Source organism: Sphingomonas sp. BK580, from assembly GCF_014194975.1.
GTDB lineage: Bacteria > Pseudomonadota > Alphaproteobacteria > Sphingomonadales > Sphingomonadaceae > Sphingomonas.
The window spans coordinates 508069-515440 of sequence record NZ_JACIAY010000003.1 but is presented as its reverse complement, the minus strand read 5'-3'; the positions used below and the strand labels follow the sequence as shown (position 1 = coordinate 515440).

Below are 7372 nucleotides of genomic sequence, written 5' to 3'. Positions count from 1 at the left end.
CTGTGCTAACCTCACTCACGGACGCCTCCTACAGTGGTGTTTCAACACCTCCACTCTGGCACATCGATGCCGTCAGGGGGCGTCCACCCCAACGATGTTGGTGCGTGCGAAGGGCGCTTCGGGTGACCGATTGTGGGTCTCAGGAGATCAACTGATGCTGCCGCAAAGTCTGTTCGCCGTTCGCCCCGCTAAGCGCCGGAAATAGGGTCACGATGCCCATCCTCGGGCCCGATCCCCGTGGCCGTGTGATTGCCCTCTGCGTCGCTACGGATCGTGTCACGCTCGACCTCACGGTCGTTGGCGTCGGCGCCCGCCTGACGATTGGCTGCCTCCAACCGGGCCTTGAGCAAGGGCATCTCGGACTTCTTCATGGATCAGCCCCTCGTGGTTGCGTGCCTAATCCCGTCGAGTTCCCAGCTCGCGCTGGCGTGCGAGCTCCTCGTGGTTGATCGACAGGATGCCGGCGGGTGCCGGCGAGCGCTTAGAGTCGTAGTTGGCGGTTGCAATCGGGCTGTGTCGGCGAGGCTGCATCGGGTCGTTGAAGGTCTTGAACATCGCTGCCCGTCTACACGATGTGCCGGGTAGGCGCCACCACATGACCAATCTAGGAGAGCTGTCCGGGACTGGCGCGGGTCACGTCACATCTGCGCCCCTCGAATCCGCCTCTCCGCTTGCCTGTCAAAGCAAACCAGCCGATCGTTCTGCAGCACGCCCCGAAGACGGGGCACCGAGGTGAACGAGCGGCCGGAGCTGGGAGGCGGGTGGGAGCCCTTGGATGGCTGCTTCTGGGTCTCGGCACGCAAGGGAGCGAGGGCTCGCAAGCGCCCGTGGGAATGTTACCGGGCCCTTCCCACGGTTTGCCATGCGCCTATGGCGCTCCTGCGGCGCCAGTGGACCTGGCATCGAGTGGCAACCACAGGACCGCCTCCGGCTGGCCCTTAGCCTCCAAAACCATGCTTCGTGAGGGAGAAGGCGGGAGCCACGGTTGTCGATTCTACGAAGGCACGCGATCGCCGGAGCGAATGACTCAACGCAGCCCGTATCCGCTGTCCGACACTGCCTAAATTGTTAAGAGAAAAAGAATATTTTACAAATACGAAACGTCTCCACTGAACAGGCCTGCATGTCATGTCCGTTCGCGTGGGGGGGGCGTACAGGTTCTTCTCCGGGGGACACTAGGAGCGATGGCCAGTGGCGCGTCGTTCGGGCTGCGGGCGCGAAAGGCCCGGAGTTACGTGGGCACGGGATGCGAGTATTTCTGCAGATTGCCTACTTAGTTGTGGGTGTTGTTCAGTTCTTTGCGGTTTGGCAGGGGACTGGTAAATTTCTTCACATTGATTCATTATTCGGGAATGTTGTGACACTGGTGCTCTCCGGTGGCCTGACATACATTCCACTTATTGGCTCTGCGGTTGGCGTCTATGGCGCTGTTTATGTATGGGGATGGTCACTCGTTAAGGCGCTCGTACTTTTCTATTGGTATGTGCCTTTTTTCATGATTATGTTTGTAGCCTCGGCGATGTCCGGGAGAGATAGATGATGTCCGTTCCTTCTCTCAATGGTTGGTTCTTGTTGGATATCAGAAGAAATAGAAAGAGCTTTATATTTGGCTATCTGTCGCTACTTACGACATTCGTTGTCATGTATGTGGTCTGGACCTTATTTGCTGAGACCCATGCGGCCCGCCGGGTTGGCCTTATTGTCCTTGGTGCCCCCGCGTTGATTAGTAGCTACCTCCTGATGGCGCAGCGTCTTCGCGACTTTGGCGTTAGTGGTTGGTTCGCGCTCTTATGGGCAACGGTAGGTTGGTTTGACACACCTCAGGTGAGGCTCGCGCTTACCGCCGCGTTCTTCCTCGTTCTGTGCGGCATACCAGGGAGTCAGGGTCCCAACCGTTACGGTGATGACCCCTTGGCGTGATTTTGCTCAACGCAAGCCGAAAGGGCCGCGCCCCGGAACGCTTCGAGAGCACGGGCACGGAGATGAACATGGGGTAATCGCGGGAGCGAGCTACCTCGATCTGCGATGACGTGGAGGAAGGTGGCTGTTTCCCGGTAGATGAAGGTGCGGGCTCACGACTGGCAGCCGGGCCCATAAATCGGAACGGAGAACAGCCATGGGTGAGTATATCGGGCTCGACGTGTCGTTGAAAGAGACAGCGGTTTCGATCCGTCGGGGTGGCAAGCGTGTCTGGCGTGGCAAGTGCGCGTCGGATCCCCAGCTGCTCGCCGCACTGATCCGCAAGCATGCTCGAGAGGCGGAGCGGGTGGTGTTCGAGACGGGGCCGTTGTCGGTCTGGTTCTTTCATGCGCTGACGGCGGAAGGATTGCCGGCGATCTGCATCGACGCGCGGCATGCGAAGGCCGCGCTCCACATGGCGGCGAACAAGACGGACGCCAACGACGCTGATGGTCTGGCGCACTTGGCGAAGGTTGGGTTCTACAAGGAGGTGCGGGTCAAGAGCTTCGACAGCATGCTCGCGCGCACGCTGGTCGCGGCGCGGACCCGCCTGGTGCGGATCGGCACCGAGCTGTCGAACCAGATCCGAGGCTTGATGAAGACGTTCGGGCTCGTCGTTCCACCGGCGTCGGGCAGCAAGTTCGAGCGGGAGGTGGAGGCTTTGCTCGCCGACAATGCCGACCTTGGCCGGATCATTCAGCCGCTACTTGAGGCCTGGCACGCGGTTCGCCTTCGCGCCGCAGAGCTGGGACGCAAGCTGCTGGCGGACGCGCGGCGCAGCGATGCCTGCCAGCTGCTCATGTCCATTCCCGGCGTCGGCGTCGTGACCGCGACCTCCTTCATCACCGCCATCGAGAACCCGACCAACTTCAAGCGGTCTCGATCTGTCGGTGCCTGGGTCGGGTTAACCACTCGCCGCTACCAGTCGGGCGAGATCGACTATGACGGCCATATCTCGAGGCGGGGCGACAGCCATTTGCGCGGGCTGCTCTACGAAGCCGCGACCGTACTGCTGGTGCGGAGCCGATCCGAGTGCGACCTGCGCAAGTGGGGGCTGCAGCTGCGCGAGCGGGTCGGCTTCAAGCGCGCTGCGGTCGCAGTTGCGCGCAAGCTGGCCGTTATCATGCACACTATGCTGGTCACTGGCGAACCGTTCCAGCAAACACGCGCCTCAGCCTGACACCCGAACTCGTCCGCGTCGCAAGGCGCTGCGAGACGTCCTGCCGTGACGTAGGCCGACCCACTCCGCGACGCTCGTTGCATCCGTTGCCTCAACGGCAGCAGAATGCGTGATGAACCTCGGAGGGGTCGCCCCGCGAAGCCCCATCATGCGGCGGCACATGCCGACCGCGAAGACGACCATGCTCCCGGCAGCGGCATCTCAGAAAACCCTTGCGCCCGACGCGATTAGACGACGAATGTCTGAAATCGGAACCGACGAACAAGCGCTGAGTGTCGCGTTGTGGGTCCTCGCCACGAGAGGGCAGGGCTGCAACCGCCTAGAGCCCGCTATTGGCGCAGGAGCTTCGGTGCCCCGAAAGCGGTCGGTCATTCGGGTAGGCGCGGTGTTGGAGTCCCATTCCGAGACTCAGCTCTCCGCCGACCGACAGAGGTTTGCAGCGTATGCATGCGCGCAAGCCGTAGGATGCGACCATTATAGCCAAGCTGAGGTCGGACGACCGGGGTGAGGCGTGGGGGCTGCACCTTCCAGCTGAAGAGCGCTGGCGAGTTTCGCTTTTCACCCGCGAGTTCGATGCACGTCGCTTAGCAAGGAACATGATGCGAGCGTCCGCTTAGAGGACGAAAGCCATACGCACGTTCAGCCTCGCTCAGCTCGAACGAAGCTTCGTGGATGCAGGGCGCACTCGGAAAATCCTTGCGGTCCGATGAGAGCACTATCTTTCTGCCGCTGACCTACTATACCGGTGGGGCTAAACGTCGCCTGTGACGGATACTGAGCCGCTGGCGGCTCCTCTTGTCCCTTTCTAGCCTCAAGAAGCCGGGATGCGCCGCTGTTGACGTATGCCCGTGACGCATCGGACAAGAGGATGCTCATATGATTACCGGCACGGTCAAATTCTTCAATGCCGATAAGGGCTACGGTTTCATCGCACCTGAGGGTGGCGGACCTGACGCCTTCGTTCACATTTCGGCGGTAGAACGGGCTGGCATGCGCACGCTCGATAAGGACCAGCGCGTCTCGTACGAGCTGGAGACGGATCAACGCGGTAAGACGTCAGCGGTGAATCTGCAGGCTGCCTGAGAAGGGCCTATCGGCGGGAGCATTAACGAACCTCGCCAAACCGTTTTTCTCTGCAGGAGCCGTCATGTTGATACAACTTGACCGAGACGAAGCCGCTCGGCAGCGCTTGTCCGCTGAAGCATCGCTTCTTCATAACGCGCGATGCAAGCGGGCCGTGCTGGCCTTGAACGAACTCGCGATCCGCAGCGAAGAAGCAGACGAGGGTCGCATCAAGGCCGCTTCAGTTAAGTCGCTGGCCGGAGCGAGCGTAAGCGCCGCCCCGGATCCTTCGTCGCCCGCACGGTGCGATAGCTGACGTTGTCGACGATCGAAGCCGCTGTCAGCGGCAGCCACGCAGAAGGCGTGCTCATCGACACGGCCGAGATACCGGGCGGCGGGGAATTGCGCCTCCTGCGTCACGGCCGGCATTTCGAGATTATGTTCGGCGGCGAGCAGCTGATGGCAAGCTGGTCCTACCGATCGGAGCAGGCGCTTGCGACGTTAGCCTTGGGCGGCGTGAGCGAACATGCGCGAGTTCTGATCGGCGGTTTAGGCATGGGCTTCACCCTTGCTGCAGCGCGAGCGTCACTGCCTCCTGGCGCCACCATCGTCGTTGCGGAACTTGTGCCCAAGATCGTGACATGGGCTAAAGGCGTCCTGCGTCATCTGTTCGGCGGCTCTTTGGAAGACATACGGGTGTCGGTTCAGGTTTCGGACGTACACGACGTGGTCGTCCAGCAGCCTGCTCGTTTCGATGCGATCTTGCTCGATGTCGACAATGGACCAGATGGATTGATCAGCCTCGCCAACGAGCGCCTTTACTCCGAATGGGGTTTGCGCGCGTTACGGATGGCGCTGCGGCCTGGCGGGGTGCTCGGCGTTTGGTCGGCCTATCAGGATGACAGCTTCACCTATCGCCTGTGCGCGGCTGGTTTTGATGTCGAAGAGGTCAGCGTCGACACGGAGGGCGGCGAGGATAACCCGTTTCATACGATTTGGCTCGCCACGGCGGATCGATCAGGCCACGGGTTGAATGAGGCAAGTGCCGTCGAACCATGGATAGAAGCTGCCGCGTAACATAACGCCGGCCCTCCACCGCGGTGGATGGTTTTGGGCCCGAGGAGCTTCGTACCTCGTGCGTAGGTGCTCCATTCCTGCATGAGGTATGCCCGCCTGTGTTCTCACGTAATTTTGGTGTTAATCCCAAGCAATACGTGCGTGGCATGTTCTGACGCATCACCATTGATCAAGCTTATGGCGCCACTTGGATTGTTGGCACTGAGCCTCTCACCACCAGCGCCGATGCATTGTCAAGCAGCAATTCGGATGCGACCCGTCTCAGGAACGCTGTACGGCAGCGGTGCTGACGCTAACCCCGCCTTAACCGTCGCGCTTTAGCAAGTCGCAATGGGCAGCCTGAGCAACATCGGCGAGGTCGGAATCGGTAAGCTTCACCTTGCCAAGAAGCTTGACCTATTCGGCTTTTCCGAAGCAGACGACCTGCTCGGCCGCCATATCTGGACCATTTTGCAGCCGCATGCACACCGGGTCGCAGAAGCGGAGCTTGATGGATGGTACCGCCTGCTACCGCAAGTTGGTTACCTGGCGCGTGACCAGCATATCACATCATTCAACGGCATGGTCCGCAACATGCTCTGCGATCTCAAGGAGGGTTGCTGGTTTTCGTTAAGCGCGGAGTGGATGATCACCGCTTTCAACGCTGGAGTGCCCCTGACAGCCGTCCTCGCGCTTAGAAGCGGCACGATCGCCTTGTGCGTCGAGCTGATGACCGAGGAGTATAATTGCTCTAAAGAGGAGCGGACCGCCATCAACCGCCTCTTCCTACGCCTGCAGGCCCTTCACTGCGACGTACTCGCGACGGTCCATGCCTCTCAAGTCGATGCCGCTGCGCAACGGCAGCGCGACACGACGGCTGAGAGCTTCCGCGACGGCATCGCATCGCTCGTCAGCGGCAGCGTTAGTGAAGGCTCCGCTCTGCGCGAACAGACGACGGCGACCGCGAACGCCGCCCGCGGCATGCTGGGGCAAGCGAGTGAGGTCGCCGCAGCGGCCGAGCAGTCGGCTGTCGCGATGCGCGACGCCGCGCGCACTGCCGCCGGCCTCATCCTGGCGATTGGGGAGGTACAGAAGGAGGTGGACGGCGCAGCGGCGGTCGCCGGTCAGGCGAGCAGCCAGGCCAACAGCGCGGTCGCTATGTCCGAGGCGCTGACTGGTCACGCTAGATCAATCGCATCGATCCTGGGCTTGATCCGGGACATCGCCGGCCAGACCAATCTGCTCGCCCTCAACGCGACGATCGAGGCCGCCCGCGCGGGAGAGGCCGGACGAGGCTTTGCCGTCGTCGCACAGGAGGTGAAAAGCCTTGCCAATCAGACCGCTCGCGCCACCGATGACATCGCGGCTAAGATCGCCTCCATACAGTTAGCTACCGAGGCTACGGTGAGTGTGAGTGCCGACATCAGAACGACGGTGGCCGAGGTGCAAGAGGGCGCCGACCGCATCCGGCGCACGATGAACGCGCAGGCGCAAACCGTCACCGCGATCACCGCGGCGGTCGATGAGACTGCGCTGGCAGCAGAGACGATGTCCATCACCATAGCCGCCATCCGGCAGCAGACGGAGACGGTCGCGGCTGAGATCGACAACGTAGGTCTTGGGTTCGATCGGCTCGATGGTCGACTGACCGTGCTCAGAGACAGCGCGGAGACATACTCGCGTACTGTGTCCAGCTAGACCAAGGAAGCTTGAGGTCGTGCGTCTGCTCAGCATCCGCCTTACTGCTGAGCGCTAACTTTCGCGTTATGTGCGGGGCAGGGTAATCGCGTCGATCTGGCGGCCCACAGCCGCGAGGGGTAGGGTGCGCTGGGTTCACCAAACCTTAGTTCGCCCCCGCTAGATCAGGCGACTACGCTCGAGGATCGGCGAATGCGGGCGAGTCTCCGTCTTCTTGAGGATCACGGCCGGTTTTGGCGGAGGTCGGCGACCGCCGCGCTTCTTCCTCTGACCTGCGTCCTCGGGTTCGGAGAGGCGCGGGCCGCATGCATGCGTGCGCCAACGACTGGTCTGCAGGCGCTGGCGGATGACGCGGGGCGCGATCCACCCGCGCTGCTTTTCTCGACAAGAGGCGATCCGCTGTGACCGGACGGCGAT

General features: G+C 61.6%; 9 protein-coding genes. 7 read left to right on the top strand and 2 right to left on the bottom strand.

The features are described from left to right. Nucleotides 1–188: 188 nt before the first annotated feature. Nucleotides 189–371, bottom strand: coding sequence for a hypothetical protein (locus tag FHY05_RS08945; protein WP_183944000.1), 183 nt, complete (start codon nucleotides 369–371; stop codon nucleotides 189–191). A 25-nt stretch (nucleotides 372–396) separates the two neighbouring features. Further along, a complete protein-coding gene (locus FHY05_RS08940; RefSeq protein ID WP_183943999.1) occupies nucleotides 397–555 on the bottom strand; it encodes a hypothetical protein in 159 nt (52 codons plus the stop codon). Between the two features lie 691 nt (nucleotides 556–1246). Between FHY05_RS08940 and FHY05_RS08935 the strand changes: the two genes are divergently transcribed. The 7 genes from FHY05_RS08935 to FHY05_RS08905 all read left to right on the top strand — a co-directional run bounded on the left by FHY05_RS08935 (nucleotide 1247) and on the right by FHY05_RS08905 (nucleotide 6955). Then, complete coding sequence (locus FHY05_RS08935) at nucleotides 1247–1540, top strand: hypothetical protein (RefSeq protein ID WP_183943998.1); 294 nt, start codon at nucleotides 1247–1249, stop codon at nucleotides 1538–1540. Continuing rightward, a complete protein-coding gene (locus FHY05_RS08930; protein WP_183943997.1) occupies nucleotides 1537–1920 on the top strand; it encodes a DUF805 domain-containing protein in 384 nt (127 codons plus the stop codon). The genes FHY05_RS08935 and FHY05_RS08930 overlap by 4 nt, the downstream gene beginning before the upstream one ends. Before the next feature lie 196 nt (nucleotides 1921–2116). Beyond that, on the top strand, nucleotides 2117–3139 hold the full coding sequence (locus FHY05_RS08925; protein WP_183943996.1) for an IS110 family transposase: 1023 nt from the start codon (nucleotides 2117–2119) through the stop codon (nucleotides 3137–3139). Nucleotides 3140–4015: 876 nt separating this feature from the next. Beyond that, a complete protein-coding gene (locus tag FHY05_RS08920) occupies nucleotides 4016–4222 on the top strand; it encodes a cold-shock protein (RefSeq protein ID WP_183943995.1) in 207 nt (68 codons plus the stop codon). Nucleotides 4223–4286: 64 nt separating this feature from the next. Next, nucleotides 4287–4517: a hypothetical protein gene (locus FHY05_RS08915; protein WP_183943994.1), complete on the top strand. Its 231-nt coding sequence runs from the start codon at nucleotides 4287–4289 to the stop codon at nucleotides 4515–4517. A 2-nt stretch (nucleotides 4518–4519) separates the two neighbouring features. Beyond that, complete coding sequence (locus FHY05_RS08910) at nucleotides 4520–5278, top strand: spermidine synthase (RefSeq protein WP_221191072.1); 759 nt, start codon at nucleotides 4520–4522, stop codon at nucleotides 5276–5278. Between the two features lie 330 nt (nucleotides 5279–5608). After that, entirely contained in the window at nucleotides 5609–6955 is a 1347-nt protein-coding gene (locus FHY05_RS08905; protein WP_260181411.1) for a methyl-accepting chemotaxis protein, read from the top strand. The last annotated feature ends 417 nt before the right edge of the window (nucleotides 6956–7372 follow it).